We start from the raw sequence: 26,056 nt of genomic DNA, 5'->3' as shown, positions 1-26,056 counted from the left end.
TGGTCGTCGCAGGTTCACCGGGACGTCTCGGTCAGGGCGTCGGGATCTGGTCGGCCCAGGACTCGAGGTTGCCGGTGATGACCGCCGCGACGGTCACGACCACAGCGAGGACGAGCGCGCCGAGGATGACGTACTCGAGGGTGGTCAAGCCCGCCTCGGGGTCCTCACCGCGCGCCTGGACGGCGCTGTCGAGCCGGCGGACGGGGGCCATGCAGAGCATGGCCATGACGACGAACAAACGGATCATGCTTTCCTCCTGATGTGTGTGGCTTGGTCTCTAGTCTGCCGAAAGTTGACGAGGTCAGCCCGGCGACAGCTGGATGGCGGCGGGGACGAGCATCGCGATGAGGAAGAGCACCGCCAGCGCGGCGAGGGGGATCCCCATCGAGCTCGTGGCCGCGTTGGCGGCGGTCTGCTCGCGCGTGAGCAGTCGGTCACGCATGGAGGCCGCCCGGGCCATGAGGTTGTCGCTGACGCTCGCGCCGGAGTCGTTGGCCAGTCGGATGATGTCGGCCACCTCCTTCAGCTCGGGCACGCCCGTCCGGGCCGCCAGCCGCTCGAGCGCGTCCCACGAGGTCTCACCCGCCCAGCGGGCCAGGCGCAGCTCCTCCCGGATGCGCACGAACATCCACGAGTCGGACTTGTGGGCCGCGGAGTCGAGCGAGGCGACGAGGCCCAGCCCTGCGCGGCGCGCGATCGCGACGAGACGCAGGTACGAGACGGCCGCGTACGCGAAGTCCTCCCGGCTGTCCTTGGCCCGGTCCCGCACGGTCAGATCGGGGACGAACCACGCGAAGATCGCGAAGGCGAGGCCGATGCCGAAGGGGATGACGAAGCCGATGCCGAGGGCCATCGGCAGGAGGGTGCATCCGACGAGTGCGGCACCGGTGGCGATGGCCTTCTTGCCGTAGTGCGACTCGACGGGTATCTGGAGCAGCTCCAGGTCCTCGAGCGGGGCCTGCAGGACGGCGAAGCGGTCGGTGCGGTGCCGGGCCCAGACGCCGATGCGCTCGGTCCGCGTGCGGTCGGTGGGGAGGGTCTCGCTCTCCCGCCTCGCACGCAGCGTCTCCGGCCGCATGCGGGTGACCGCGGCCGACAGGTCGGGCTTGGCCGGGGTCAACCCGGCCACGACGAGCGCGAGGCCGATCCCCACGACGGCCGAGATCGCCATGGCGAGCACGAGCGGGGTCATCGGCGCACCTCTGTGGTCGCGGGACGCACGAGGAATCGGGCGAGCGGCTTGACCGTGGCGACTCGCTTCAGCCAGTAGAGGGCACCCAGGAAGAGCAACGACAGGACGAAGAGGCCCGCCTGGCCGTTGGGGGTGCGGTACTGCGCCCCGACGGGGGTGATGAAGACGAAGAGGGCGAGCACCACCATGACGATGATCGTGATGAGTCGCGCCTGGGTGCGCGCACCGGAGCGCGAGGCCTCGATGTCGCGTCGTGCGCGCACCTCCTCGGTGACGTCGGAGGCGATGCCTGCGAGCGCCTCCCGCAGACCGGCTCCCTCGTGCTGGGCGGCCTGGATGAGCGCAGTCGCCACGAAGTCCCCCACCTGGTTGTCCAGGTCGTCGGCGAAGGAGTACAAGGCGTCGGTGAGTGGCCGCCGGGCGTGGATCCGGCTGATGAGCAGGTCGACCTGCGGCCGGATCTCGTCCGGGCAGGACACGCGGGTGGCGATGATGGCACCGGAGATGCCCTGACCGGCACCGATGACCCCACCGAGCGAGCGGACCCACTCCTCGATGGCCTCGAGCTGCTCGGGCGTCGTGCCCCGGTCGACCCGCATGAGCCACGGCAGGGCGACGGCGAAGATCGGCACGATGACGAGGGCCACGACCCAGCCGAAGAGCGCCAGGACCAACCCGACCAACGCACCGATCAGGAAGTTGCGTCGGTCGACCGGGCTGAAGGTCGCGCTCTGACGCTTGCGCGACCGAGGCCGGTTCGGTGCCGGAGGCGGGTTGGTCAGTCCCGCCGCGATGAGGGTCAGACCGACCGCGAGCCCCAGTGCGGCGATGATCGCAAGAGCGGTCATCAGGCAGTCCTGTGGCGCACGAGCAGCTCGGGCGGCGGACCCCACGTGCTGGCCGCAGGGTCCAGCCAGCCCGGGTCGAACCCGTGACGCTCGATGTCACCGATCCACGACGGGAGCTGCCCGGTCGGGCAGGCCCGGCCGAACTCGTCCGGCGAGAAGATCCGGGTGTGCGCCACGTGGGTGTCGCGGGAGATCTCGAGCGCCACCACCTCATCGACATGACGCCACTTGCGCCCGCCGTCGAGGTGGGACTCGTCGACGAGCCCGACGTGGACCACGAGGTCGACGTTCTGCGCGACGAGTCGGTAGCCGAAGGAGGTGTCGACGTTGCCGCGGGCGCGGGTGATGAGGGTGACGAGACGCTCGACCGTGTCGAGTGCGGAGTGGGCGTGGACGGTCGAGACCGAGCCGCGGCCACCCTGCATGGCCTCCATCATCGCCATGACCTCCTCGCCGACGACCTCGCCGACGACGATGCGGGTGACGTTCTTTTGCAGGCTCAGCTCGATGAGACGGGTGAGCGTGACCTCGCCGACGGGGCGACCGTCCAGGCCGACCTCACCACCGCCCTGCGCCTCGGCGGCCCAGACCCGGTGGTGCCTCTCCGGCAGCCGGTGCATGAGCAGCTCGTACTGTGCCTCCACCGTCGCCAGCCGCTCGCGGGGGTCGAGTTCGTTGAGCAGTGCCCGCACCAGCGTGGTCTTACCGGCACCCGCGTCGCCCGAGACCATGACGTTCTTGCCCGCACGGATCGCGGCCGACAGGAATGCCTGGAGCGAGTCGTCGATCGAACCGAGCTCCTTCATCTGGGCCAGGTCGGTGTCGATGTACGGGTGCTTGCGGATCGTGATCGACGGCCGGTGGGACAACCACGCCTCGGCCGCCATGCGCGAACCATCCGGCAGGGCGAGTCGCAGCCAGGGCCGCACCATGGAGAACTGCTGCTCACCGGTCGCGGAGGTGCGGGCGAGGTGCTGGATCTCCGAGATGAGGTCCGCGTCGCTGTCGGCGACGGGCGGCCCCATTTCGAGGGAACCGTCGCTGAACTCGAGGGTGACGTTGTCGTGGCCCTCGATCTCGATGTTCTCGATGCCCGGCAGGTCGAGCAGCGGCTGCAGGCGCCCGGCACCGAACATGGAGTCGAGCACGGCCGCGCGCAGGGCCGCCTGGGCGTCGAGCGAGACCACGCCCTCACCGCGCGCGACCCGGTCCTGGACCCAGTCGTCGACGGCCTGCTGGGTGAGTCGGTCGACGGTCGATCGGTGGCGCGACTCATCGAGGACGGTGTCCTCGGACAGGAGGGTCAGGGACGCGCTGACCTGGCTGCGCAGATGCTGGACCGCTGCCCAGTCGACCGCCTCGAGGCGCTCGAGGGCCTCTCGGATCTGCCCCTGGCGACCGCCCACGGCAGCCGCCTCCCGGCGCCGCCGGCGCAGTGCCCGCTCCCCCAACGGCCGTTCGGTCGTCGGATACTCGCCCGTCGGCAGCCCGCCACGGGGAGCGGTCGCCTCTGGTGCCGCTGAGCCGGGTCCTGCAGTGGTCGCCTCGTCCACGCCGTGGGGAGCCGGAGCCTGAGGCAGGTACGGCGGCGGCGGGGGCGGGGTGGGCGCGTGGTGGAGGGCGGACGGGGAGGCACCGCCGAGGGCACGCGCGGACGGCTCCGGACGCTGGGCGAAGATCGGCAGGTCCGTGGGCTGCGTGGGGTCGGGGGTCGACTTGGGGCTCATGCCGGGGCCCTCTCGCCACCGAGGACCGCGTGGGCTTCTCGAGCGTGCTGGTCGACGCCAGCGATGAGACGCTTGACGCTCAGGGGGTAGCGACCCCGCTTGCCCCAGACGCGCGACCCGGCCGCCTTGGCGTCGCGGGCGACGCCGGTGAGCACCGGCACTCCGTCGGTGATCCCACCGATCTCGCGAGCACCGTACGGACGGTGCGATGCCCCCTTCTCATCGCCCAGGAGCGGGACGACGGCGAGGCGGTGTCGGGCGCCGATGCCGTCGAGCTCGTCGACGAGCGCCGGGCTGCCGACGGCCAGGGTGTTGAGGGCCGCCAGGGTCGTGTCGGTGAAGAGCAGGACGGTGTCGGCGTACTGCCACAGCTGCGTGGAGGCGCCGGCCGCGCCGAGGCGGCCGATGTCGACGAGGACGTCAACGTGGCTGTCGCGGCTGATGCGGGCCAGGGCCTCGCCCATGGGTCCGAAGACGCCCATGAGCGACTTCATCTGGGCGGCCATGCCGACGGTGGGGACGAGCCACGCCTGCCGCTCCCGGCCGGGAAGGGGGATGGCCAGCTCCCAGATCCGCTCGACGTACTCGGTCGTCGGGTGGACGGCCAGGTCGAGGATGGAGCGGTCGTGGGGGTGCGCGCCGCCCCAGCCGATGCACAGCATCGGTGAACCACCGGCCGGGTCGGCCTCGATGAGCAGGGTTGGCCGGTCGCTGACCTGCGCCCAGGTGAGCGCCGTGGACGTGACCCCGGGCGAGCCACTCAGGGAGGTGAGGATGTGCAGGGCCACGACTCAGCCCTCCTGCCCCGTGCCGCCCGGCGCGACGTTGATGATCGAGATCCGGCCGGTGCCCGAGGCCGCCGCTGCGGACGCGGCGTCACCGGAGGAGATCGAGACGTCGACCGTCATGGTGCCGTTGTCCCCCTGCGGTCCCAGCGCGAGGACGACCCCGTCGAAGGAGGTCCCGGGCTCGAGGCCCTCGACGGACTGGCCGCCACCGGTGACGACGACGCGCACGACGTCTCCCCGCTCGAGGCCGCTCGCGGGGTACTGCCCTGCGGTCACCGCGATCGGGACGATGACGTCACCGGAGCGGGGGCTGATGCGCTGCTCGAAGTTGTTCTCCGTCACGAGGCTGCCGGCAGGCAGAGCCTGCATGGCCCGCCTGCCCACGAGGGAGTCGAGTCGGGAGGCCGGCACGGTCCGGACGTCCTCACCACCGCGCAGTCGCGTGGTCGCGAGGTCGGAGGCCCTGATCTCGTCCCCGGCACGCACGTCGTTGGCGACGACGACGACGCTGCGGGCCTCGCCGGCGCGGTTGACAGCCCACACCGCCAGCAGGGCGAAGATCACGGCCAAGGCGATGCCGAGCAGGACCAACCGCATGTTGCGTCGGGGCTTGACGGCACCGACCTCTTCCCGTGCGGGGGGTCCGGAAGGAGGCGCGGGCACCTCGGTCTGCGGTGCTGCGGTCATGAGCTGTCGCTCCCCCTGGTCGTCGTGCCTCAACGGGGGCGACCGTAACCAACGACGGCGCCGAATGCGAGTCGACGACGGATCTCGATGTGCGGACCGTCCCCTCCTGTGATGAACTGAAGGCACTGAGATGTGCCGTCACCCCGCCGTCGACCATCCGGGAGAACCCCACGTGCACCCCCTTCGCGCCATCGCCTCTGCTGGTCTCGTCACCGCACTGTCCCTCGGCCTCGGCGCGTGCAGTGACGATCCGGAACCGCACGAGACCACGACATCGGCGAGCTCGTCCGCGATGGACGACGAAGCGAGCGCCACTGCCGTCTTCGAGGAGTACTGGAGGCTGATGGCCTCCGCCGATCCCGCCGAGCCTCCGAGCTCGCGGCTGAAGGAACTCATCAGTCCTGACCGTGCCGAGGAGCTCACGGAGTTCGCCGCCGTGGTGCCGTCGGTCCGCGTCGACGGCAAGGACGAGCTGACCGCCAGCGACACCACGTTGCACTCCACCACGCGGGCGACCGTCGAGGTCTGTTACCGGGTGCACCAGAAGCTCATCGCCACCCGCGACGGTGAGGGCTGGACCGCAGGCGACGACCTGCGGAGCGACCCGGAAGGCAATCCCCTCAAGGAGGGCACGATCCAGGTCAACAAGGTCACGATGACCCGGTCCGCGGCTGATGCCGACTGGCGCGTCCAGAGCGACGAGATCACGGGGAAGACCACCTGCCCCATGTCCCGGGGGCAGTCATGAAGCGGATGGCGGCTGCGGTGGTCGCAGCACTGGCCATCCCGGTGACCGCGGGGGTGGCATCGGCCGACACTCTGACGCTCGCCGGCAAGGACAAGCCGTGCGACGCGGCACGCTGCATCGCCAAGGTCAAGTCACAGGAGGAAAAGGTCACCCGGACGTCGACCCCCAGCCCGTCGGTCACACCCACATCCGGCTCGCCGGTCCTCGCACACACTCCACCGTCCGGTGGATCCACTGCGAAGAAGTACGACCGCGAGTCGGCGATGGCGGAGTGGCGTGAACGCGACCCCGGAGCCTTCGATCCCATCACGGGGATGCCCTCGGGACCGCCGCCGTGCGACGTCTTCGTCATTCCGTACGTCTACGAGTCCTGCGAGGGCAACGAGCCGGAGCCGGCTGAACCGGCGACGACGGTGACCATCGAGCAGGTCATCTCGATGGCGATGGCCCAGATCACGCTGCCGAAGCCGGCCATGGGCTCGGCCCCGTGCACCGACGCCGAGTGCAAGGGCACCGTCGGCGTGCCCGTGTGGTTCTGGCTCGAGGGCAACCAGTGGAAGACCTATCAGGACAGCGCCAGCGCCGGAGGTCTGAGCGTGACCGTGACCGCCAAGCCCTCACAGGTCGTCTGGGACCTCGGTGACGGTCAGACCGTCACCTGCACGAATGCGGGCACGGCGTACGACGCGGGCAAGGGATGGGCGAGCAGCCCCGATTGCGGGGTGCCCGGCGGATACACACGAGCTGGTGACTACACGATCAGCGCGAGCATCACCTACGACGTCACGATCTCGGGTGACGCGACCGGAACGGACACGGTGACCCGGACCTCCACCGCGGACGTCACCGTGGGCGAGTACCAGTCGGTCGTGAGCTCCCACGGGACCAACTGACCGGGTCGGTACCCGGCTCGGTCACTGGAGAACGTTGCTGACGCCACCGCCATGGGCCAGTTCGCTCTTGGGTGCAACCACCTCGTAGTACCCCGGCTCGACCTCACGGGCACGTGTCCGCTCGATGGCATCGACGTCCGGCTGCTCGAGGAGCAGCAGGGCATCCTGGGACGTGGGCTGCAGGATCCGCGCGTCGACGCCGAGCCACTGCGCGGACAGCACGACCTCGTGGACCTGCTCGCACTGCGCGGACAGGACGGTACGCGCCGACACCATCGGGCGGACGGGCTCGAACCCCGGGGGCACGTCCTCACCGAAGTGGACCAGCTCCACCTGGCCGCCAGTGGGCTCGGTGAACTCCGCCGCGTACTCCCGCCCCTCGAACTCGGCCCGCGGTCCCACCAGGTGGGTCATCGGCATGAAGCCCCGCGCCGAGCGCCATCCGCGGGCGATGCCCTCGAAACGGGTGAGCATCTCCTGTTCTCCCGACCGGTGGACGCGCCACATCTCCGCGCCGCGCGGGACGCGGGTGCGGTCGAGGACCCACACGGGCACAGGACCGCTCGAGTGCCCGGACAGGAACCCCATGGGGTAGGTCGGCCACGGGCGCTGCAGCATCTCCGGGGCGCGCAGGCGCATGAGCGGCTCGACCTCGAAGCGCACGACGTCGACGAACGCCGGGTCGTCGACGAATGCCGCCGACTGGTTCAGCTCGTAGGCCGTGACCAGGTCGCGAGCAGTGCCGAGGTGACGGATGTCCGCCAGTCGCGTGACCGGGCCACCCACGTAGTGGTAGCCCTGCTCTCCCACGGCCTGCGACAACCACGGCATGAGCACCTTCTGCAAGACCTCACCCACGCAGCCAGCCCTCTCCCCGCCGGTACACGACCTTGATCTCCTCACTCACGTCGACGAACTCCTCGACGGGGATACGCTTGTGACGATCTCCGAAACGGGCCGACCCGCGGAAACCGAGGTCCTCCCCCGCATCCTCGGCGAGACTCACGGGCGACACCGCCACCCACCCGTCCAGCACCGGGCCGAGTGGGAACACATCGAGCCCGCGATACCGACCGGTCCAACGGACCTCGACCAGTTCGTCGATCGCGTGAATCGTGACATCGACAGCGCCCGTCCCACGCGAAGGGCTCCATCGTCGCCCGATCTCGTGGGGCGCCACCCACCGGTCGAACTCCTCCTTGTCCAGGTCGATCACGTGGATGTCATCGCGGGCAGGACCCGTGGACACACTGCGCCAATCGCCCTCGATCAGTGCGTACATCCCCTCCTCCGGAAACGTCCTCATACGACCTTGACCCACTTTCGGTTGACGAGAACAGCATCGACCTCTGCCTCGGCGTCCAACAGGTCACGCAGGCGTGGGTCCGGATCCCGCATGAGGTCGATCGCCTCACGGCTGGAGGGCCGAGCGCCGTGACGCATCTTGGTGATGGCTGCGACGCGCGCCTGGTCCTCGTCGGAAACCGAGATGGGCTCCTCGGGCACGGACGGATCCGGGTCGGCTCGAAGAGCGGGGATGTCCGGGATGACGCGTCGGACGACCCGCCAGATCTCGTCGTGACCGAAGAGAACGACCTCCACCGCCAACTCCACACCCGTCACGGTGCGCGGCCCTGCGGGGTCGTGGGTGGACGTGCGGCGTTGGGTCACGGCAAGTGCGATGTCCGGCAGGACGACGACGTCGGTGTGAAGGGTGACATCCCGGTGGCTGGCGAGAATGCGCTGGACCACAGGTGCACGCCCCAACACCGACAGGAGTCGCTGCCACTCGGGTCAAGGACATCGTCCCCGCTGATGATCCCGTGCACTCGCAACTCGTTCGCGGTGCGCTTGCGGACGGGACGGAACCCCGCCTGTGTCTCACCCTGGGCCAGCTCTTGGGCGACCGCCCAAGCATCGGTCGTCATCCGTTTGATCTTCATGCAGCCCCCTCGTCTGTCGCGGCCACCGTAGGTGAGATCGGCGCCGCGCGCAGTGGGGAGGACTCCCCTCAGCCCTGGGAGGCCACCGACTGCAGCTCACCGACCGTGACCTGCTCGGTCGAGGACACCGTCTCCGTCGCGGTGCCCGTCTGGTCACCGGACCACGAGATCTCCCACACGTACGACGCCGTCAGCGTGTAGGTCCCCGGCTGCTTCCAGCCGTTGTCGAAGCCACAGTCCGGGTTCGACCACCCGTGCTTCGCTGCATCGAAGGCCGTGCCCGTCCCGCTGCAGAACGTCGTCTGTCCGTCACCGAGTGACCACTTGACCTTGGACACCTTCGCGGTCGCGTCGATGGTGAACGGTCCAGCAGTCACGCTCACCGAATCCGACGGCAGAGAACCGGTGCCGTCACCGACCCACAGCCACACCGGCACGCCCACCGTCCCCCGGCACGCGTTCGCGGTCGACTGGCACGGCGACGCCCCGATCTCGGGAGCCGTGGTCGAGAGCTGCGCGATGGCGAACTCCTGCACGTCCTCGACCGCCAGCGGCGGAACTCCTGCCGGCGGCTGGCCCGGCTCCGCGACCTGCGGCAGGTTGGCCATGCACTGGATGGAGAGCGCATCACCGTCGACGATGCACCGCTGCATCATCTCGTTGTACACCTCTCGCGACACGGTCCGCCGACGCGGCTCGGACGACTCGCCCCCGTCCGAGTTGCCGCCACCGCCGCCCCCGTTGCCGGGGGAGCTGTCACCGCCACCCCCTGGCGTCGATCCATCACGACCGCAGGACTTGGCGACGAACCTCCAACCGCCGTCCCCCGTCTGCACCCACGTCCCGCAGTCCTGAGCGCCCTCGCTCGTCGCTGCCTGCGCGGGCAGCCCGACAGCGGCCAAGACCATGGCAGCGCCCGCTGCTGCGATCACGCGGCGCACGGCGACTCCTCCGCCTGTGTGCCCTCGACCAGCTGCGAGTCGTCCAGCTGCCACGACTTTCCCCCATCAGGTGTCGTGAAGCTCTGCAAGTAGATCTCGGTTTGCGGCCCCTTGGGCAGGACCTGGCCAGGATTGTCCGGGTCCGGAGTGATGTCTTCGCCGTCCACGTAGAGCCTCAAGGTCGACTCGGCGCAGTTGTACACCGACACGTCCCATCCGCCCGGGGCCTCGGGGTCGGATTCGTCGAGGTGGAGGGCGGTCGACGTGACCTTGCCCTTCACCTCGGCCCCGTGCTCCGTGTAGCCGTCCCTGGTGGCGTCGTACGACTTTCGGAACGAGTCGGTCGCCCAGTCTGCGTCCGTGGGGATCTTCTCGCTGGGGCCCAGTGACTGAAGGGACGTGTTGACCTTCTTGACCTGGGCCATGATGTGGTCCTCGCCGTACGTCGGGGACGACCCTGCGCTCGACGACTCCGTGCTCGTCGCGTCGGATGCTTCGCCACCGTCATCGCCGCACCCGGCCATCGTCAAGACCAGTGCCGCACCGAAAACGGCCGCACCAACTCGTGTGCGCACCCCGCGCATGAACGTCCTCCCGATGCGCCGGGGGCCCTGCCCCCCGGTCCTTCGCATCCGGGCAACGCGTGCGCCGCCTGATGCGCGTCCACAACCCTGCTCACCTGCGGACGAGGAACACCACACCGATCCTGCGCGACCGAGGTCAGTCCTCGGACTTCGCCTGCTCGATCCGCCAGCGGATGCCGGCCTCGATGAAGGCATCGATGTCGCCGTCGAAGACCGCGCTCGGGTTGCCGGTCTCGTGCTCGGTCCGCAGGTCCTTGACCATCTGGTACGGGTTGAGCACGTAGGAGCGCATCTGGTCACCCCAGCTGGCCTTGACGTCGCCGGCGAGCTCCTTGCGCTCCGCGGCCTCCTCGGCCTTCTTGGCCAGGAGGAGGCGCGACTGCATGACACGCAGCGCCGCCGCGCGGTTCTGGATCTGCGACTTCTCGTTCTGCATCGACACGACGATGCCGGTCGGGATGTGCGTCATGCGCACCGCGGAGTCGGTCGTGTTGACCGACTGCCCGCCGGGACCGGACGAGCGGAAGACGTCGATCTTGAGCTCGTTGTCCGGGATCTCGATGGAGTCGGTGCCCTCGATGAGCGGGATGACCTCGACCGCGGCGAACGACGTCTGGCGTCGACCCTGGTTGTCGAAGGGGGAGATCCGCACGAGGCGGTGGGTCCCCCCTTCGACCGAGAGGTTGCCGTAGGCATAGGGGACGTTGACCTCGAAGGTCGCGGACTTCAGGCCCGCCTCCTCCGCGTAGGAGGTGTCCATGACCTTGGTCGGGTAGCCGTGGCGCTCGGCCCAGCGCAGGTACATGCGCATGAGCATCTCGGCAAAGTCCGCGGCGTCGACGCCACCGGCGCCGGCGCGGATCGTCACGACGGCCTCGCGCTCGTCGTACTCGCCGGACAGGAGGGTGCGCACCTCGAGCTGGCTGACGGCCTTGGCGATCTTGGCCAGCTCACCCTCGGCCTCGGTCAGGGTCTCGGCATCCCCCTCCTCGCGGCCGAGTTCGACGAGCGCCTCGAGGTCCTCGATGCGTGAGTCCATGCTCTGGATGCGCTCGAGCTCGGCGTTGGCGCGGGAGAGCGCGGAGGTCACGCCCTGGGCGCTGTCCGGGTCGTCCCACAGGTCGGGGGCCGCCGCCTGCTGCTCGAGGTCCGCGATGCGCGCCTCGAGGGCGGGCACGTCCGTGACGTCACGCACCGAGCCCATGGTCGTGCGCAGGTTCTTGATCTCGGTCTCGAAGTCGACAGCCACAGCAGGTCACCTTACGGCAGGCGTCCCCCCGGGCTCCCATCCGCGCCAGCCACCCTCGGGGGCGGCCGTGAGCCCCTGCAGCCCGGCGATGACGTCGGGGTCCTGCGCGTCCAGCCAGTCACACAGCTGGCGCATGGTGACGAACCGGGTCTGCGGCTCCTGCGCCATCGTCTCGATCGCCTGCTCCACGGCGTCCATGTAGATGCCGCCGTTCCACTGCTCGAAGTGGTTGCCGATGACCAGCGGCGAGCGGTTGCCCTCCAGCGAGCGGCGGAATCCGGCGAGGTACGCGTCGCGCGCCTGGGCGCGCCACGTGTCGTGCATCGCCGGGTCGCCGTCGGTCACCTCGGACTGGTTGAACATGATGTTGTAGTCCATCGCCGTGACCTCGAAGTCGTGCCCGGGGAAGGGCACCTGCTGCAGGGACAGGTCCCACAGGCCCTCGACCTTGGTCGGCCACGTCGCCAATCGCGTCCCGCTCGAGTCGTAGCGCCACCCGAGCTGCGCGGCGGCCTTGCGCAGGTTGTCCGTACCCTCGAGGCAGGGCGTGCGGCCCCCGACGACCTCCTTGCCGTAGTCGAAGGGCAAGGGCGGCTCGTCGGTGAGGCCGGTCGTGCTGCGCCACGACGTGACGAACTCCTGCGCCTGCTCGATCTCCGAGAGCCAGTCGTCGACCGACCACGTCGAGACCCCCTTCGCCGGGCCGCAGAAGTGACCGTTGAAGTGGGTGCCGATCTCGTGGCCGTCGAGCCACGCACGGCGGACCTGGCGGATCGTGGCGTGCACGAAGCGGTCGGGCAGCCAGCCCAGGTCGGACGCCCCGACGGGGTGGCGCGGTGGCGCGTACCGGTGCCTCTGCTTGCCGGGCAGGAGGTAGATGCCGGTGAGGAAGAAAGTCATCGGCACCTCGTGGCGCCGGGCGACCTCCAGCCAGTGGGAGAAGAGCTTGCTGCTCGTCTCCCCCGCGCCGTCCCAGGACACGACGACGAACTGCGGCGGGGCCTCCCCCTTCGCCAGCTTGTGCACGCGCGGCTGGTGGGGTTGCGGGCCGGTGTCGGCCGTGGACCCGTCCCCGATGAGTCGCTCGCGGCGGCGGGAGGCCCGCCGTGGCGCGGCCGAGGACGACGAAGGGGGCCCCGTCGCCGTCGTGGTGGTGCCGCACCCGGCGAGCAGCGCGCCGGCGCCCACCGCTCCCGCGGTCAGGACCTGTCTGCGGTCGAGTCCCATCCCCATGTCCCCAGCCCCTCCGTGACGCGACGTGTCGCGATGGCCGGTCCCACCGTGACCGAGGCTGTGCGCGGCCGCCACCCGGGCGGGCGCGTGTCCCGCGGACGGGTCCGAATCGTTACAGGGGTTGGGCGCTCGTCCCCTCACGGGGCGAGCTGGCGATGAACTGGTTGACCCAGCGGTTGTTGGGATCGCGGTCGATGAGCAGGCTCTTGAAGAGCAGGGTGAAGGGGATCGCGAGCAGCGCGCCCAGCGCCCCGAAGACGTAGGCCCAGAACATCAGGGAGAGGAAGGCGGTCGTCGCGTTGATCCCGACGGCGTCACCGGTGAACTTCGGCTGCAGGATCGTCTGGATGACGAAGTTGGCCACGCAGTAGATGACGATCACCCAGACCATCGTCGAGACCCCACCGGAGAGCAGCGCGATGAAGGCCGGCGGGATCAGGCCGAGAACGAAGCCGATGTTGGGGATGTAGTTGGTGACGAAGGACAGCAGGCCGAAGGTCATGGCCAGCGGCACCCCGAGCCACATCAGGGCCACGTAGTCGATGACGGCGACGATGACACCGAAGACCGTCGAGACGATCCAGTACTTGCGCACCCGGTAGCCGAAGTCGACGAGGGCGTCGGCGACGTCCGGCTTGTGCCGGTGGATGGCCGCGAGCCGGTGGCCGAACCCGCCGGCGTCCATGACGAGGAAGATCATCACGGTCAGCAGGAAGAGCATCGTCGTCGTCAGCCCGGTGACCGTGTTGGCCAGGGAGCTGGCCAGCCCGGTGAGGTTGCGCAGGTCGAAGTTGGCGATGGCCTCGTCGATCTCCTCGGCCTCGATGCCCTTGGAGTTGAGGAACTCGCGTCCGTCGGAGACCAGACCGGTGAAGGTGCTCGTGTACTCCGGCTTGGCCAGCTCGGTGGCGAACTTGCTCGCCGCGATGCCGATCGAGGCACCGAGTGCCGCGAGGATCCCGTAGAGGATGACGATGAGCAGCAGGCCGGCGATCGCGCCGCCGAGGAAGCGGCGCAGCACCTTGTAGATCGGGTACACCGCGATGATCAGCGTCGCCGCGAGGAAGGTCGGCGCGATGATCCCGGCCACCTGCTTGAGCCCCGCAATGGCGACGACCGTCGCGGCCAGGCCGAGGAGCAGGGTGAGGGTGGGCGGCAGGGAGACGCGGGAGCGGCCGCGCTCGTCGTGCTCGTGGTCGCGCTCCGGGCTGTGCACCTCCGCCGCGGGGATCGTCTCGGCGCCGGTGGGCGCCGCGTGGGCGGGGACGACCAGCCCGTCGCTCGTGTGGGCGACCTCGTCGGCTGCCTTGGCGCCAGCGGGGGCGTCGGGTTCCGGCTCGTCGTTGGCGGGGTGCTCGTCGGCGGCTGACTCGTCCGCTGACCCATCGCCGGTGCGGGCGTCGGAGACTGCGGGGGTCCCCCTGCTCTCCTCGTCCGTGGCCTCGCGCGGTCCGTCGCCTGTCGTGTCGTCGGACGACGCGCCGTCGGGCGCCGCGTCCGTGGCCGACGCGTCGGACTCGACGGTGTCCGGCTCGACGACGTCCGTCGTGCCCCCCTTCGCCGGGGTGCGCTCCCCCGACCGCTCGTCCTGCACGTGCGTCTCCCTCCGGACCACTGGGTGCGGTCTGCCCGCGACGCCATCGTGTCACCTCGGGCCGACATGTGGACCCGAGCGGGTCGGGCGAGTCACGCGGGGCGCGTCACGGCGCGCCCGTCACCACCCCGGCCCGAGCACGCGACTCGACGGTGACGGTCACCGACCCACCCATCGACTCCAGCAGGCCCCCGATGAGCGGCAGGTCCGCTTCGCCCGTGAGGACGACGACGGCAGTGCGGCCGTCGGGCGTCCCGGTCCCCGGTGCCACCGACCAGCTCTCCAGCCCGTGCGGACGCGCACGGCCGGCCAGGTGCTCGGCCGCGCTCTGCTGCACGAGCTCGTCGTCGAGCGGCAGGTCCTCCCCCACGCCGCGCTCGTAGATCTGCTCCGCCCCGTCGTCCGTGGCGGCCAGGGCCGCCGAGTCCGCAGCATCGAGCAGCCGCATCCGCGAGATGTGCACCGAGGTCACCGCCAACCCTCCGATGACGAGCGTCATCGCGATGACGGTCAGGCCGAGCACGAGGATGCTCAGTTGGCCGCGGTCGTCGCCGCAGCGAGACCGCAGGAGGGCACGAAGGTGGCTCATCGCACCTCGTACGTCGGCACGGGCGCCACCTGGGTCGCCGAGACGGGGACCTCCAGTGGCACGACCTCGCGGAGGAAGGACGGCACGAGCGGAAGGGGGACCCGCACCGATGCCTCCGTCGTCACCGACGCCCCGGGCGAGAGGCACGGCGCCGCCGAGCAGTCGACGGCGAGCGAACCCTGGCCGGTGAACCCCTGGTCGGAGAAGGCGATGTCCGCGGCCGACTGCGATCGGGCGCTCGCCGAGACGTCGTCCCGGGCGGTCACGAAGGCACGTGCCGACTCACGCGCCGCTTGGGTCACGGCATACGAGCCCGCCTGCAGGCGGGCCAGGCACAGCACGAGGTAGATGAGCGGGACGAGCAGGAGGATCGCCAACCAGACGAACTCGATCACGGCGGTCCCCCCTTCGTCGGCCAAGCGCTCCCGCACGGTGCCCGCAGAGCCGCTCACTGCGTCTCCAGGAAGGCCCGACCTGACACGTCGAACCCCGACGAGGGACCGATGAGTCCCACGACCGGCACCGGTGCCTCCACGTCGACGACCACGACCTGCACCCCCGAGGACGTGGTGTCGACCCGGGAGCTCACACTGCTCGCGTACCGCGCCGACAGCGACCGGGTGATCAGGTCGCGGGCACGGTCCTCCCCCTGCTCGGCGGATGATCCCTCCCGTGCGCCGTACCGGGCCCCCTCGGCAGCGCACGAGATGAGCGTGTTGCGCACGTGCAGCGCCAGCCCGAGCTGGAAGACGGCAAGGAAGACGAAGAGCAGCAGGGCCGACGTCAGGGTGAAGTCGACGACCGCCGAGCCGCGGTCGTCGCCCAGGCGCGAGGCACCGATCAATCGTGGACCTGGTCGGGCCCGGTCACGCCGTTGAGCGCACTCTCGAACATCGACTTCAGCTGGTCGCCGGCGATGGCCCAGATGCCGGTGACGAGGGCCGCCGTCATCAGCGTGATGAGGACCCAGCCGGGGACGTCGCCGGTCTCGTCCTCGAGGCGAGCGGCCGCGCGACGCAGAGTCGCCGAGAGTCGGACGTGGGTCTTGATGAGTGGATCGGTCATTGCATCTCCTTGTGGCGTTGCTGTCTGGTCACATCTGGAACTGGAAGAAGCCGAGGCCCGGGAAGAGGGCGAAGAGGATCGTGACCGGGAGGACGCCGAAGACGACGGGGACCATCATCGCGATCTCCTTCTTGCCGCCGGCCTCCATGATCAGGCGACGGCCCTCCTCCCGGACGTCCTGCGCCTGGGCCCTCAGGACGTCGGCCAACGGGGTGCCGCGCTCGACCGCGACGACGATGCCGTCGACGAACCGGGCGAGCGAGGTCAGGCCGGTCCGGTCGGCCAGGCCCTGCAGTGCGGTCGGCAGACTCGCCCCCGCGCGGGCGTCGGCGAGGCACCGGCCGAGCTCGTCCGACAGCTCTCCGTCGGACAACCGCACCACGCGCTCGAGCGCTCCGGAGGCACCTTCACCGGCGCCGACCGCGAGCGCGAGCAGCTCGGCGACGGTGGGGAACTCGGCGAGCATCCGCGCCTCCCGCCGGTCGGCCTCACGGCTGAGCAGCGTGTCCCGCGCGACCACACCGATGGCGAAGCCGAGCACGAGGAGCACGAGCAGGAAGACCGGCGACCGACCCTGTCCGGTCACGTAGAACAGACCGAGGAGCCCACCGAGCACGGCACCGACGAAGCCGTACACGACCTGCTCGGCACGGAAGTGGTCGGTGTCGGGTGCCCGACCGGCACGCAGCAGGCGTCGACGCACCGAGGCCGTCCCGCCGAGCACGGACTCGACCCGGTGGGCCAGGTCGGTGACGAGGGGCCGCAGCACCGTCGGGATCACAGCGATGAGCGAGACATCAGGGGTCGCGAGCAGCCGCGACGGCTTGGGGGTGTCGCGCAGGTAGGGCGCGAGACGGTCGTCGAGGGTCGCGCGCCGGTGTCGCGGCAGCCCCTGGTGCACGAGTGCGAGCCCCAGCGCGAGCAGGAGCCCGAGCACGGCACCGCTGCGTCCGAGGCCGATGGAGTGCACGAGGTCGGTCATCGCAGCACCCGCTCCTCTTCGGGGAGCCGACCGATCCGCACCATGACCCGGTAGGCGATGAAGGTCGCGGCCGCACCCACCGCGAGCACGAGGACACCGGTCGAGGTGTTGTAGGCCTGCACCGACTCGGGACGCGTGGAGAGCAGGGCCAGGACGATCCACGGTGCGGCCACGGCGAGGCGGGCCGCGTTGACCGTCCACGACTGTCGGGTCTCGAGCTCGCTGCGGGTGCGGGCGTCCTCGCGCAGGAAGGTCGAGAGCGTGCGCAGCAGGGAGCCCAGGTCCGAGCCGCCGACCTCTCGGGCGATGCGCAGGGACTCGACGAGGCGGTCACCGACGGGGTCGGCCAGGCGGTCCTTGAGCCGGTCCAGGCAGTCGTTGAAGCGGCCCGTCGTGCGGTAGTCGCTGGCGAAGTCGGCGAAGGCGGGCCGCAACTCCTCGGGTCCGCGCACGGACAGCTGGGCGAGGGCCTCGGGCAGCGCCAGCCCGGCGCGGACCGCGGAGGTCACGTTGTCCACGGCATCGGGCCACAGGTCACGCAGGTGCGCCCGACGTGCCCGGGCCCGCATCCGCACGACGGCGATGGGGACCCACCCGGCCATGACGGCGAAGCACAGGGCGATCGCGGGGACGCGGGTCAGGGCGACGACGGTGACGAGGACGAGGAGGAAGGCGATGACGCACGCGGTGACCAGGCCCGCGGGCCCGATCCCGCGATACCCGGCCTGGGCGATGTCGTCCTTGAGCCGTCGCACGATCCGGTTGTCACGGTCGGCACGCGTGGGCGCCTCATCGCGCGGCCACAGCGACCACCAGATGAGGAAGAGCCCGACCCCGAGCAGGGCCCCGACGAGGACACCGGTCACGCGGGCACACCCCCGAGCAGGGCGGCCACGTCGTACCCGGCGCGGGCGAAGCGCTCACGGTGCGGCGGGTAGCCGTCGGCACGCACGAGACGCCCCTCGCGGGTGGTGAAGATGTCGCTGATCTCCACGACGTCGTTCTCGATCCGGCCCGGCAGGGCCACGATCTCGCGGACGCGACGCACGCCGTCGGACTCGAGCGCCGCATGCACGACGAGGTCGATCGACCCGGCGACGGTGGGCACGACGAAGCGCGATCCCACGTTTTCCCCGGCGAGCAGCGGGAGGGTGCACATCTTCGTCACGGCCTCGCGGGCCGAGTTGGCGTGGATCGTGCACATGCCCGGCAGACCGGAGTTGAGCGCGATGAGCAGGTCGAGGCTCTCGGCCTGACGCACCTCACCGACGATGATGCGCGAGGGCCGCATGCGCAGGGCCTCCTTGACCAGGCGCCGCAGCGGCACCTCGCCCAGGCCCTCGAGGTTGGACTGGCGGCACTGCATCGAGACGACGTCGCGCATGGGGATCTTCAACTCGAAGACCTCCTCGCACGTCACGACCCGCTCCCGCGGTGGGATGGCGGCCGAGAGGCAGTTGAGCAGGGTCGTCTTGCCCGCCTGGGTACCTCCGGCGACGAGCACGTTGAGCCCCGCCGCGACCGCGGCCTGCAGGAAGGTCGCAGCCTCCTTGGTCAGCGTCCCCAGACGCACGAGGTCGTCCAGGTGGTCGGCCTTGACGACGAACTTGCGGATGTTGACCGCCCAGTGCTCCCGCGTGATGTCGGGGATGACGACGTGCAGTCGGCTGCCGTCCGGCAGCATCGCGTCGACGAAGGGAGACGAGAGGTCGATCCGGCGACCGGAGGACTTGAGCATCTTTTCGACGAGGTCACGCACCTCGTCCGCGGTGAGGACCGTGCTCGTCAGCTCGGGCACGCCGTTGCGCGCGACGAAGACCTGGCTCGGGCTGTTGATCCAGATCTCCTCGACGAGCGGGTCGTCGAAGAAGCGCTGCAGCGGGCCGAAGCCGGCGACGGTGTCGAGGACCGCCTTGACCGCCGCCTCGAAGTTGCCGAGCATCGGCAGACCACCGTGGGTGGCGCGCTCGTCGTAGTCGGTGACGGCCGCGCGCACGAGGTCGGCGACCTCCGCGGTCTCCTTGACCGGGTCCAGCCCGGAGCGCCGGATGAGCTCGCGGACCTCGGTCTCGACCGTCTCGACGGCGTCCACCTGCGCCCCCTTCGTGATGTGGATGTGGCGTGGTGCCCCTCCCCGGGCCACCGATCAAGAACCGTAGCGATTTGCTGGCGCTTCGCATCTCGAGAATCCACAGGCCCCGGCAGGACCACGAACTGAACGGTGTTCTGCTGTGCTCCGGAACCGTGCCATGATCGGTGCCCGACACCGGACGGCACCGCCACCTCGCGCCGTCCCCGGACCGAGAGGCACCACCTTGTCCACGCAGCGCTCCACCGGCCGCGAGCTGGCCCAGATCGCCACCTTCGCCGGGATCATCGCCGTCCTCGGCCTCATCCCGGCGATCGCCCCCTTCGGCAATGCCGTCCCGATCACCGCGCAGTCGCTCGGGATCATGCTCGCCGGCGCGGTCCTCGGTGCCCGCCGCGGCGCCCTCGCGGTCCTCGTGCTGCTCGCGCTCGTCGCCCTGGGCCTGCCCCTGCTCGCCGGCGGCCGCGGTGGGCTGGGCGTCTTCGCCGGCCCGAGCGTCGGCTACCTCATCGGCTGGCCGATCGCGGCCTGGGCGATCGGCGCGATGACCAACGCGATGGGCGCCCCCTACCGCATCGCCCCGGCGATCGGCATCAACGTCCTCGGTGGCGTCCTCCTGCTCAACCTCCTCGGTGTCGTCGGCATGGTCCTGCGCGCCGACCTCACCCCGGGCGCCGCGCTGGTGGCGGCTGCCCCCTTCATGCCGGGCGACCTCGCCAAGGCGGTCATCTGCGCCTTCGTCGCGAAGGGGGTGCACGCGGCCTACCCCGGCCTCATCCGGACCCGTCGGGCCGAGCGTGCCGATGCCCGCGTCTGAGGTCCACGTCCTGGCGGCGGCCGACCCGGTCGCCGCCTTCGACGACGCGCGCCGCAGCGGCCGCCCGATCGCCCTGCCGACCTCCGGCACGACCGGCAGACCACGCACCGTCGTGCGCAGCACGGGGTCATGGACCGACTCCTTCGCCGCCGTCGGCGCCCTGACCGGCACGACCGCGGCCAGTTGCGTGTGGCTGCCGGGACCCCTGACCGCGACGATGAACCTTTTCGCCGCCGTCCACGCCCGCGCGGTCGGCGCGACCATCGTCGACCGCCTCGCCGACGCCACTCACGCCCACCTCACCCCGGCCGCGCTGCACCGCCTGCTCGCCGACGGGACCGACCTCACCGGCCGTACGCTCGTCGTCGCCGGCGACCGGGTCGATGCCGCGACCGCCGAGCGCGTCGCGGCAGCCGGCGCCCGACTGCACCACTACTACGGTGCGGCCGAGCTGTCCTTCGTCGCCTGGGGCGAGCACGCCGACGGCCTGCGCCCCTTCCCCGGCGTCGACGTCGAGGCGCGCGACGGGCAGCTGTGGGTGCGCTCCCCCTTCGTCGCCGACGGCTACCTCGAGCCCGAGCACCACCTGACGAGCGAAGGGGGCTGGACCACCGTCGCTGACCGCGGCACCGTCGTCGACGGTCGGGTCGTCGTCCACGGCCGCGTCGGCGGCATCACGACCGCCGGCGCCACCGTGCGCGTCGCCGACGTCGAGGGCGTGCTGCGACCACTCGCCACCGGCGACCTCGTCGTCGTCGGCCTGCCACACCCGGACCTCGGTGAGCTCGTCGCCGCCGCCGTGACCGACGCCGCCGACGTGCCGCTCCTGACGGCGCTGGCCCGCGAGCACCTCACCCCCGCGCAGCGCCCCCGGCGGTGGCTGCACCTCGACCCGCTGCCCCTCACAGGCGCCGACAAGGTCGACCGGACCGCCGTGCGGGCGGCCCTCGAGGCGGCGCGATGAGCACCTCCGTCATCGTCACCGCGACCCGCTCCCCCATCGGCACCGCCGGGCGCTCCCTGTCCGGGCACACCGCCGACCGGCTCGCCGCACCCGTCCTCGCGGCCACCCTCGCCCGATCCGGGCTGGCGCCCGACGAGATCACCGACGTCGTCCTCGGCAACTGCATGGGCCCCGGCGGCGACGTCGCCCGCTCGGCGGCCCTCGCCGCCGGACTGCCCGTCCACGTCCCCGCCCTCACCGTCGACCGGCAGTGCGCCAGCGGCCTGGCCGCCATCGAGGTCGCCGACCGGTTCGTCCGCGGCGGCGCCCCCGCCGTGCTCGCCGGGGGCGTCGAGTCCGTGAGCACCGCGCCGTGGCGGCACTGGCCACCCGTCGACGGCGCCGATCCCGTGCGGTACGAGCGCGCTCCCTTCGCCCCGCAGGGATGGGACGACCCCGAGATGGGTGTGGCCAACGACCTGCTCGCGCAGGAGGCCGGGGTGACCCGCGAGCGCCAGGACGAGTACGCGGCCCGGTCCCACGCCCGCGCCGTTGCCGCCCGCGATGCCGGCGTCTTCGCCGACGAGATCGTCGCGATCGACGGCGTGGACCGGGACGACCGACCGCGAGCCACCCTCACGCGCGACAAGCTCGCCCGGCTCCGGCCGACCTTCCTCGCCGACGGCACCGTGACCGCCGGCAACTCCTGCGGCATCAGCGACGGGGCCGCCGCGGTCGCCGTCGTCGACGAGACGACGCACGCCCGACTCGGCGTACCCGGCCTGCGGATCCTTGCGACCGCCACCGCGGGCGTCGAGCCGCACCGCCCCGGCCGTGGCCTCGTGCCCGCCGTTCGAGAAGCATTGCAGCGCAGCGGGATCGGTCTCGACGCGCTCGACGCGATCGAGGTCAACGAGGCGTTCGCCGGGCAGGTCCTGGCGTGCTGCGACGAGCTGGGGCTGGACCCCCTTCGCGTCTGCGCCGACGGAGGCGCCCTCGCGCTCGGCCACCCGTGGGGAGCCTCCGGAGCCGTCCTCGTCGTCCGGCTCTTCCACCAGCTCGTGACACAGCAGCGGGGCACGCTCGGCCTCACCGCCATCGCCGCCGGCGGCGGGCAGGGTGTGGCCATGGTGGTGCAGGCATGCTGATCGACGTCCGCGACGTGACGCACGGCTTCGACGGGGGCCGTCCGGTCCTGAGCGAGGTGACCGTCCGCCTCGAGGAGCAGCGGATCGGGGTCATCGGGGCCAACGGATCGGGCAAGTCGACCTTTGCCCGGATGCTCAACGGCCTCGTCGTCCCGGAGCAGGGCACCGTGACCCTCGACGGGCTCTCGACCGCGACGCAGGGGCGTGAGGTGCGGCGGCGGGTCGGCTTCTGCTTCACCGATCCCGACGCGCAGATCGTCATGCCGACCGTCGCCGAGGACGTCGCCTTCTCCCTGCGGCGCCGCGGCCTGACGAAGGGAGAGATCGCCGCCCGCGTCGACGCCGCCCTGGCCGGCCACGGCCTCGCCGGTCGCGGTGACCACCCGGCCCACCTGCTCTCGGGTGGGCAGAAGCAGCTGCTCGCCCTCGCCGCCGTCCTCGTCACCGAGCCCGACCTGCTCGTCATGGACGAGCCGACGACGCTCCTCGACATCCGCAACGCACGCCGGGTCGCCGACGTCGTGCGCTCCCTGCCCCAGCAGGTCGTCCTCGTCACGCACCACCTCGATCTCCTGGCCGACTTCGACCGGGTGCTCGTCTTCGACGACAGCCGACTCGTCCACGACGGGACCCCCGCGGACTCCATCGCGCGCTACCTCGAGCTGATGGACCGCGACCGGTGATCGGGCTCTACCGCGAGGGCGACTCGCTCCTCCACCGGCTGCCCGCTGGGGTCAAGCTCGCCGGGCTGCTGCTCACCGGACTCGCCTCCCCCTTCGTCCGCTCGCCGCTGGTCACGACGATCGCCCTGGCCGTCGTGCTCGCGGGGTACGCCCTCGCCCGCATGCCCCTGCGGGTGCTGCTGCAGATGGTGCGTCCGCTGCTCTTCGTCATGGTGCCGCTCGCGCTCTTCCAGACCGTCGTCGCCGGGTGGCAGCGCGCCGTCGTCATCGTCGGGGTGCTCGTCGCGCTCGTGCTGCTCGCCAACCTCGTGACGCTGACGACCCGCACGAGCGACCTCATCGACGTCGTCGTGCAGGTGTGCGGGCCGCTGCGTCGGGTCGGGGTCAATCCCGAGCGGGTCGGGCTGATGCTGCAGCTCGCCATCCGCGCCGTGCCCCTCGTCGTCGACCTCGGCCAGCGGGTCCGGGAGGCCCAGCACGCGCGCGGCCTGGCGGCGAGCCCGAGGGCCTTCGCCGTGCCGCTCATCGTCGGTGCGCTGCGGCGGGCGGACGCGATGGGCGACGCACTGGCCGCGCGAGGACTCGACGACTGACCCTGCCGGGCAGCCTGTGGACAACCGCGGGCACCGATCGGGCCGATCGACCTACCGTGCCTCCATGCAGCTGCGGACGACCGTCGTCGACGCGCACACCGGGGGCACCGAGACCGTCGACGTGCGCGCCGACGGGCACCACACCCTCGGCGACCTGCTCGCCGCCCTCGACCGGGCCGACGCGAGCGCCCACGTCGACGGCGAGCGCCTGACCCAGGACGCGCCCCTCGGCTGGCCGCCCCTGCTCGACGGGTGCTCGATCATCATCGGCGGCACCGGTCCCGTGGCACGAGCGGGTCAGCGCTCCCCCCTTCGCCTGGTGACGGTGTGCGGGCCGGACGCCGGGCGCACCCTGGACCTCACGCCCGGACGGCACACGATCGGTCGCGGTGACGGCGCCACCACACGCATCGACGACGACGCCCTCTCGCGCTCGCACCTCGAGCTGGTCGTGGACCGCGACGGCGTGCTCGTGCACGACCTCGGCACGACCAACGGCACGCTCGTCGACGGCGACCCCGTCCCGGACGAGGGCACCACCGTGCGAGCGGGCAGCCGGATCCGCGCCGGACGCAGCACCTTCGCCGTCGAGGCGCACCGCCCGCGACCGACGCGCCACACCCCCACCGGCACCGGCACGCTCGAGGTCAACCCGACGCCGCACCTGCCCCGTGCCGGATCCCCCGTCACCATCCGCGTGCCCGACGAGCCCCAACGCCCCACCCGCCGCCGCATCCCCTGGGTCATGGTGCTGCTGCCGCTCCCCTTCGCGGTCGTCCTCGCGTGGTTCTTCGGCCCGCGGATGCTCCTCTTCGGACTGCTCTCCCCGGTGCTCGTGCTCGGCTCGACCCTCTCGGACCGCACGAGCTCACGACGTGAGCACCGCGAGGCGCATGCGGCCTGGGTGGTCGAGCGCGCCCGCGCCGGCGAGCGACTCACCGCGACGCTGGCTGCCGAGAGGCGCGAGCGATTGCGCGCTGCACCCGACCCGACCGCCCTGTTCGACGCCGCGCGTGGCGAGTCAGGACGCTTGTGGGAGAGGCGCGCCCAGCACGACGAGCACCTCGCGCTGCGCCTGGGTCTGGGGGCCCTGCCGGCCCGCGCGGAGGTCGAGCACAGTCCGGGCGTGCGTGAGCACCCCGTGCTCGACGACGTGCCCCTGGCCGTCGACCTCGCCGAGGTCGGTGTCCTCGGGATCGCCGGGCCCCGCGGGGTGCGGGACCGCCTCGCCCGCCACCTCCTGGGCCAGCTCGTCGTCCTGCACTCCCACCACGACGTGCGGGTGGGGATCGTGGCCGACGACGATGACGCATGGTGGTCCCCCTTCGCCGGGGTGGCGCACCTGCGGGCCCGCGACGACGACCCCGGGTCCGCGCGGGTCGCGACGGACCGGGAGGGCGGAGCCGCACTGCTCGCCGGCCTGGCTCGGGTCGCCGAGGAGCGCGCGTCCGAGCGCCGTCGCGACGACGTCGCGACACCCGTGGCCCATGTCGTCGTCGTCGACGGAGTGGGTGCGTGGCGCTCCGACCCCGGCTTGCGCACGATCATGAGCGAAGGGGGTCGCCACCGCGTCCTCGTCATCGCCCTCGCCGACAGCGTGACCGAGCTGCCGCACGAGGCCAGGGCCGTCGCCGTGCTCGACGGCAACGACCTGCGCCTGCTGCTCGCCGGCGAGCAGGCGGCCTGCGGCACCGTCGACGGCACGGGCGCCGCGTGGGCCGAGCGCCTGGCGAGCGCGCTCACCCCGCTGCGCGACGCCACCCCTGATGCGGCCGGGGGCAGCCTCCCCGGCGCCGCACGGCTCGTCGGCCTGGTGGGGCTCGACCCCGACGACGGGGATGCCCTGGCGTCCTCCTGGCGTCGCGCCGGCGAGCACCGACCCGTCGACCTCACGGTGGTCGTCGGAGCGGCTGCTGACGGGGCGTCGACCATCGACCTGCGCCGCGACGGGCCGCATGCCCTCGTGGCCGGGACGACCGGCTCCGGCAAGTCGGAGTTCCTGCAGAGCTGGGTGGCCTCGCTGGCCGCGCACCTGTCACCGCAGGAGATCACCTTCGTCCTCGTGGACTACAAGGGCGGGGCCGCCTTCGCCGAGTGCGCCCGACTGCCGCACACGGTCGGCCTGCTGACCGACCTCGACCCTGCCGCCGCCGAGCGTGCGCTGACGAGTCTCGACGCCGAGCTGACCCGCCGCGAGCGGGTGCTCGCCGCGTCCGGGGCCACGGACATCGACGACCACCGAGGTGCTCCCCTGCCGCGCCTGATGATCGTCATCGACGAGTTCCGCATGCTCGCGGAGGAGCAGCCCGACGCCCTGGCGCACCTCATGCGCATCGCCGCGGTCGGGCGCTCGCTCGGGGTCCACCTCGTCCTGGCCACCCAGCGCCCCGGCGGCATCGTGTCGGCGGACATCAAGGCCAACGTCAACCTGCGCATCGCCCTGCGGGTGCGCGACCGCGTCGACAGCGACGACGTCATCGGCCGCCCCGATGCCATGGACATCCCCGAGGGCGCCCCCGGCCGGGCCCTGACGAGCACCGGTGGTGGACCCCCGCGACCCTTCCAGACCGGACGCGTGGCCGGTCACGCACCCGGGGTGGTCCACGAGCCGCTGCTCGTGCGACGCCCCGGAGAGCCCTGGCCCGAAGCCACCAGCCGAGCCGTCGAGGGACCGACCGACCTGCAACGGCTCGTCCGGACGGCGACCCGGGTGGCCACCC

The 26,056-nt window shown here is 71.5% G+C and carries 29 protein-coding genes; 8 read left to right on the top strand and 21 right to left on the bottom strand.

Annotation, left to right across the window (positions count from 1 at the left end; translation table 11 throughout):
• Window positions 1–31: 31 nt before the first annotated feature.
• The 6 genes from JAN01S_RS02955 to JAN01S_RS02930 are packed head-to-tail and all read right to left on the bottom strand — an operon-like array spanning window position 32 to window position 5,242.
• A complete protein-coding gene (locus JAN01S_RS02955; protein ID WP_068313429.1) occupies window positions 32–247 on the bottom strand; it encodes a hypothetical protein in 216 nt (71 codons plus the stop codon).
• A 54-nt stretch (window positions 248–301) separates the two neighbouring features.
• On the bottom strand, window positions 302–1,192 hold the full coding sequence (locus JAN01S_RS02950; RefSeq protein WP_068313426.1) for a type II secretion system F family protein: 891 nt from the start codon (window positions 1,190–1,192) through the stop codon (window positions 302–304).
• Window positions 1,189–2,040, bottom strand: a complete 852-nt coding sequence (locus JAN01S_RS02945) for a type II secretion system F family protein (RefSeq protein ID WP_068313423.1) — start codon at window positions 2,038–2,040, stop codon at window positions 1,189–1,191. The genes JAN01S_RS02950 and JAN01S_RS02945 overlap by 4 nt, the downstream gene beginning before the upstream one ends.
• Complete coding sequence (locus tag JAN01S_RS02940; RefSeq protein ID WP_157075571.1) at window positions 2,040–3,767, bottom strand: TadA family conjugal transfer-associated ATPase; 1,728 nt, start codon at window positions 3,765–3,767, stop codon at window positions 2,040–2,042. Before JAN01S_RS02940 ends, JAN01S_RS02945 begins: the two co-directional genes overlap by 1 nt.
• On the bottom strand, window positions 3,764–4,555 hold the full coding sequence (locus tag JAN01S_RS02935; RefSeq protein ID WP_068313417.1) for a hypothetical protein: 792 nt from the start codon (window positions 4,553–4,555) through the stop codon (window positions 3,764–3,766). Before JAN01S_RS02935 ends, JAN01S_RS02940 begins: the two co-directional genes overlap by 4 nt.
• A gap of 3 nt (window positions 4,556–4,558) precedes the next feature.
• The gene (locus JAN01S_RS02930) at window positions 4,559–5,242 is read right to left on the bottom strand and encodes an SAF domain-containing protein (protein WP_068313414.1); all 684 of its coding nucleotides are present in this window, start codon (window positions 5,240–5,242) and stop codon (window positions 4,559–4,561) included.
• 172 nt (window positions 5,243–5,414) lie between these two features.
• On the opposite strand from JAN01S_RS02930, the gene JAN01S_RS02925 reads away from it, so the two are divergent.
• Together JAN01S_RS02925 and JAN01S_RS02920 are read left to right on the top strand one after the other, a co-directional pair.
• Window positions 5,415–5,990 (top strand): hypothetical protein, encoded by a 576-nt coding sequence (locus JAN01S_RS02925; RefSeq protein ID WP_157075569.1) that lies wholly within the window; start codon window positions 5,415–5,417, stop codon window positions 5,988–5,990.
• Window positions 5,987–6,883: a hypothetical protein gene (locus tag JAN01S_RS02920; RefSeq protein WP_068313399.1), complete on the top strand. Its 897-nt coding sequence runs from the start codon at window positions 5,987–5,989 to the stop codon at window positions 6,881–6,883. The genes JAN01S_RS02925 and JAN01S_RS02920 overlap by 4 nt, the downstream gene beginning before the upstream one ends.
• Window positions 6,884–6,904: 21 nt before the next feature.
• Here the strand turns inward: JAN01S_RS02920 and JAN01S_RS02915 are convergent, their stop codons facing one another.
• From JAN01S_RS02915 to JAN01S_RS02845, 15 genes are all read right to left on the bottom strand, one after another.
• On the bottom strand, window positions 6,905–7,741 hold the full coding sequence (locus tag JAN01S_RS02915; protein WP_068313396.1) for a hypothetical protein: 837 nt from the start codon (window positions 7,739–7,741) through the stop codon (window positions 6,905–6,907).
• Complete coding sequence (locus JAN01S_RS17050) at window positions 7,734–8,204, bottom strand: hypothetical protein (RefSeq protein ID WP_169797153.1); 471 nt, start codon at window positions 8,202–8,204, stop codon at window positions 7,734–7,736. The genes JAN01S_RS02915 and JAN01S_RS17050 overlap by 8 nt, the downstream gene beginning before the upstream one ends.
• Entirely contained in the window at window positions 8,186–8,635 is a 450-nt protein-coding gene (locus JAN01S_RS02905; protein WP_068313390.1) for a hypothetical protein, read from the bottom strand. Before JAN01S_RS02905 ends, JAN01S_RS17050 begins: the two co-directional genes overlap by 19 nt.
• 259 nt (window positions 8,636–8,894) lie before the next feature.
• Complete coding sequence (locus JAN01S_RS02900; RefSeq protein ID WP_068313387.1) at window positions 8,895–9,767, bottom strand: hypothetical protein; 873 nt, start codon at window positions 9,765–9,767, stop codon at window positions 8,895–8,897.
• Window positions 9,755–10,192: a hypothetical protein gene (locus JAN01S_RS02895; protein WP_157075567.1), complete on the bottom strand. Its 438-nt coding sequence runs from the start codon at window positions 10,190–10,192 to the stop codon at window positions 9,755–9,757. The genes JAN01S_RS02900 and JAN01S_RS02895 overlap by 13 nt, the downstream gene beginning before the upstream one ends.
• Before the next feature lie 295 nt (window positions 10,193–10,487).
• Window positions 10,488–11,600, bottom strand: coding sequence for a peptide chain release factor 2 (gene prfB, locus JAN01S_RS02890; RefSeq protein ID WP_068313380.1), 1,113 nt, complete (start codon window positions 11,598–11,600; stop codon window positions 10,488–10,490).
• A 6-nt stretch (window positions 11,601–11,606) separates the two neighbouring features.
• Window positions 11,607–12,833 carry a polysaccharide deacetylase family protein gene (locus tag JAN01S_RS02885; RefSeq protein ID WP_169797152.1) on the bottom strand — a complete coding sequence of 409 codons (1,227 nt, stop codon included), beginning with the start codon at window positions 12,831–12,833 and terminating at the stop codon, window positions 11,607–11,609.
• A gap of 112 nt (window positions 12,834–12,945) precedes the next feature.
• Window positions 12,946–14,427, bottom strand: a complete 1,482-nt coding sequence (locus tag JAN01S_RS02880) for an AI-2E family transporter (RefSeq protein WP_169797151.1) — start codon at window positions 14,425–14,427, stop codon at window positions 12,946–12,948.
• 106 nt (window positions 14,428–14,533) lie between these two features.
• A complete protein-coding gene (locus JAN01S_RS02875) occupies window positions 14,534–15,016 on the bottom strand; it encodes a pilus assembly protein TadG-related protein (protein WP_068313371.1) in 483 nt (160 codons plus the stop codon).
• Complete coding sequence (locus JAN01S_RS02870) at window positions 15,013–15,468, bottom strand: pilus assembly protein TadE (protein ID WP_068313368.1); 456 nt, start codon at window positions 15,466–15,468, stop codon at window positions 15,013–15,015. The genes JAN01S_RS02875 and JAN01S_RS02870 overlap by 4 nt, the downstream gene beginning before the upstream one ends.
• Window positions 15,465–15,860 (bottom strand): TadE/TadG family type IV pilus assembly protein, encoded by a 396-nt coding sequence (locus tag JAN01S_RS02865; protein WP_157075566.1) that lies wholly within the window; start codon window positions 15,858–15,860, stop codon window positions 15,465–15,467. Before JAN01S_RS02865 ends, JAN01S_RS02870 begins: the two co-directional genes overlap by 4 nt.
• A complete protein-coding gene (locus JAN01S_RS02860; RefSeq protein ID WP_068313365.1) occupies window positions 15,857–16,081 on the bottom strand; it encodes a hypothetical protein in 225 nt (74 codons plus the stop codon). Before JAN01S_RS02860 ends, JAN01S_RS02865 begins: the two co-directional genes overlap by 4 nt.
• Window positions 16,082–16,109: 28 nt before the next feature.
• Window positions 16,110–17,063, bottom strand: a complete 954-nt coding sequence (locus tag JAN01S_RS02855) for a type II secretion system F family protein (RefSeq protein ID WP_174522269.1) — start codon at window positions 17,061–17,063, stop codon at window positions 16,110–16,112.
• Entirely contained in the window at window positions 17,060–17,929 is an 870-nt protein-coding gene (locus JAN01S_RS02850) for a type II secretion system F family protein (protein WP_068313362.1), read from the bottom strand. The genes JAN01S_RS02855 and JAN01S_RS02850 overlap by 4 nt, the downstream gene beginning before the upstream one ends.
• Window positions 17,926–19,155, bottom strand: a complete 1,230-nt coding sequence (locus JAN01S_RS02845) for a TadA family conjugal transfer-associated ATPase (protein WP_068313359.1) — start codon at window positions 19,153–19,155, stop codon at window positions 17,926–17,928. Before JAN01S_RS02845 ends, JAN01S_RS02850 begins: the two co-directional genes overlap by 4 nt.
• A gap of 223 nt (window positions 19,156–19,378) precedes the next feature.
• On the opposite strand from JAN01S_RS02845, the gene JAN01S_RS02840 reads away from it, so the two are divergent.
• The 6 genes from JAN01S_RS02840 to JAN01S_RS02815 all read left to right on the top strand — a co-directional run.
• Complete coding sequence (locus JAN01S_RS02840; protein ID WP_068313356.1) at window positions 19,379–19,969, top strand: biotin transporter BioY; 591 nt, start codon at window positions 19,379–19,381, stop codon at window positions 19,967–19,969.
• Window positions 19,956–20,933: an AMP-binding protein gene (locus JAN01S_RS02835; RefSeq protein ID WP_068313353.1), complete on the top strand. Its 978-nt coding sequence runs from the start codon at window positions 19,956–19,958 to the stop codon at window positions 20,931–20,933. The genes JAN01S_RS02840 and JAN01S_RS02835 overlap by 14 nt, the downstream gene beginning before the upstream one ends.
• On the top strand, window positions 20,930–22,060 hold the full coding sequence (locus JAN01S_RS02830; RefSeq protein WP_068313350.1) for a thiolase family protein: 1,131 nt from the start codon (window positions 20,930–20,932) through the stop codon (window positions 22,058–22,060). Before JAN01S_RS02835 ends, JAN01S_RS02830 begins: the two co-directional genes overlap by 4 nt.
• Window positions 22,054–22,743: an energy-coupling factor ABC transporter ATP-binding protein gene (locus JAN01S_RS02825; RefSeq protein ID WP_068313347.1), complete on the top strand. Its 690-nt coding sequence runs from the start codon at window positions 22,054–22,056 to the stop codon at window positions 22,741–22,743. The genes JAN01S_RS02830 and JAN01S_RS02825 overlap by 7 nt, the downstream gene beginning before the upstream one ends.
• Window positions 22,740–23,336 carry an energy-coupling factor transporter transmembrane component T family protein gene (locus tag JAN01S_RS02820; RefSeq protein ID WP_068313344.1) on the top strand — a complete coding sequence of 199 codons (597 nt, stop codon included), beginning with the start codon at window positions 22,740–22,742 and terminating at the stop codon, window positions 23,334–23,336. The genes JAN01S_RS02825 and JAN01S_RS02820 overlap by 4 nt, the downstream gene beginning before the upstream one ends.
• A 64-nt stretch (window positions 23,337–23,400) precedes the next feature.
• Window positions 23,401–26,056 (top strand): FtsK/SpoIIIE domain-containing protein (locus JAN01S_RS02815; RefSeq protein WP_157075565.1); only part of this gene is annotated, 2,656 nt, incomplete at its 3' end.

The organism is Janibacter anophelis NBRC 107843 (assembly GCF_001570945.1).
Taxonomy (GTDB): domain Bacteria; phylum Actinomycetota; class Actinomycetes; order Actinomycetales; family Dermatophilaceae; genus Janibacter; species Janibacter anophelis.
Note: the sequence above shows the minus strand (reverse complement) of the source record. Positions and strands in the feature narration are given on the sequence as shown.